Here is a 1,947-nt window from a genome sequence, read left to right on the forward strand (position 1 = left end):
CCGGCATCACGCGCGAGGCCATGATGCGCGCCGACGACGCCACCGACCGGATCATGGACCGGCTGATCGACGACGCCGCGCTCTCGGGGGGCGAGCGCGTGGCGCTCCTCGTGAACTCGCTCGGCGCGACGCCGATGCTGGAGCTTTTCATCCTCGCCCGCCGCGCCACCGCGCGTCTCGCCGCGCGAGGCGTCACGCTGCACGACACGCTGGTCGGCCACTATTGCACGTCCCTCAACATGACCGGTGCCTCCATCAGCCTGCTCCACCTCGACCGGGAACTCGAGGACCTCTACGACGACCCCTGCGACGGGTTCGCGTGGCAGAAGGGCGCGGCGCAGCGGTGACGTCCGCGCGCCGGGCGTTTCCCGACCATCCGGTCAAGGCTGGGGATGCCGGGCGCGGCAGCAGCGCGGGTCCGGCGACGACCGACACGCGGATCGATCTCGTCGGCGGCATCATGGATGAACCGCGCCGGCCTTTGAGCGCAAAGACGCTCTGCCCTGGGCCTTGTCGATCTCCGGCCCGCGACTGCGCCTCGACGACGCAGGTGACGCATCTGAAAGCGGCGGCGGTCGAAACCCGCCGCGCATTCGGCGGCAGGTCCCCCTTCTGGCTCACGGCGCGGTCAGAACGGTGTTTTCACACCGAGCCGAGCGGCCCCCTCGGACAGATCCCGCAACACGTCTTCGGGCAGCGCGATCCCCTCGCGAAGGGCGCGTTCGGCGTGTCGCGCCTCGAGTTCGCCGGGATAGAAGATCTCGTCCACGCCGGGCGCGCACGGCGCGCCCTTCATCGCGGCGATCAGCGCCTCCATGTCGGCGTCGAACGCGGCGCGCGGACGGCAGGCTTCGATATCCACGGCCATCACGAAATGACCCGCGCCGCTGCGGCCTTCGGGAACGTAGGGACCGACGACCGAGGGCGCGAAGGCACTGCCGGAGAGCACGCCCGACAGCACGTCCATCGCAAAGGTGAGCGCGTAGCCCTTGTGCCCGGCCATCGGCAGGATTGTCCCCGCGATCCCCGCCTCGGGATCTGTGGTCGCGCGACCCTCGGCGTCGATGGCCCAGCCCTCGGGGATTGCCTCCCCCCGGGAGCGGGCCACGTAGAGCTTGCCGCGCGCCACCGCGGTATGCGCCATGTCGACCATCATCGGCGCGTGCCGCCCGGCGGGCGCCGCCCACGACGCCGGGTTGTTGCCGATCCGTTTTTCCCGCCCGCCCCAGGGGGCCATGGCGGGGCTGGCATTCGTCGAGATGAAGCCGATGCAGCCGGCTTCGGCCGCCATGCGGGTGAAATACATCGCCGTGCCGAAATGCCCGGAATTGCGCACCGCGACCGCCCCGATGCCGTGCGCCTTGGCGGCCCTGATCGCCCGGGCCATCGCCGCCTGCGCCATGACCTGACCTACGCCGTCACGCCCGTCGAGCACGCTCAGCGCCTGCGGTGCGTGTTCGGGTTCCGGCAGCGCGCGGCCATCCATAGCGCCGCTCTCCAGCCGCTTTCCGTACCAGAAGACACGCATGACGCCGTGGGACGAATGCCCCCACAGGTCGGCCTGCACCAGGGTGTCCGCCACGCAGGCCGCCGAGGCCTCCGGCAGGCCGAGCGCGAGATAGCATTCGGTCACGAAGTTCCGCAATGCGCCGGCGTCCACCCGGTTCATCCCGTCACTCCGGTTGCGGGGGTCGCGCCGTCCCGGCACGCCGCCGTCGTCCTGATTGCAGCGAGCATCGTCACCTCCGTTTTCGGGACCTTCTGGGCGATGCCCCGAAAGGTCAAACACGCGCCGGTTCGGCTGCGGTGACCTTGCAACACGCGGTTTGGCTTAGGGCATGAACATCCCGCCGCTCACATGCACAGTCGGCCCGGTGCAGACCGCGCGACAATCCGCTTTCTTTCACGTGCGCCTTCTCAATACAGGGGGATAGCGTGGTCTGCTGT

2 protein-coding genes are annotated in these 1,947 nt (G+C 69.9%); one reads left to right on the plus strand and one right to left on the minus strand.

What is annotated here, in order from left to right:
• The coding region (locus RISW2_RS22725) for a dihydroxyacetone kinase subunit DhaK (protein ID WP_162164362.1) at positions 1 to 347 on the plus strand (347 nt) is incomplete at its 5' end.
• A 281-nt stretch (positions 348 to 628) separates the two neighbouring features.
• Here the strand turns inward: RISW2_RS22725 and RISW2_RS22730 are convergent.
• Positions 629 to 1,669 (minus strand): Ldh family oxidoreductase, encoded by a 1,041-nt coding sequence (locus RISW2_RS22730; RefSeq protein ID WP_043775651.1) that lies wholly within the window; start codon positions 1,667 to 1,669, stop codon positions 629 to 631.
• Positions 1,670 to 1,947: the final 278 nt, after the last annotated feature.

Origin of the sequence: Roseivivax isoporae LMG 25204 (assembly GCF_000521865.1) — a bacterium.
Lineage (GTDB): Bacteria > Pseudomonadota > Alphaproteobacteria > Rhodobacterales > Rhodobacteraceae > Roseivivax > Roseivivax isoporae.

Excerpts from the sequence above, each read along its gene's own strand:
- RISW2_RS22730 (WP_043775651.1), bottom strand. The coding sequence starts at position 1,669 with ATGAACCGGGTGGACGCCGGCGCATTGCGGAACTTCGTGACCGAATGC.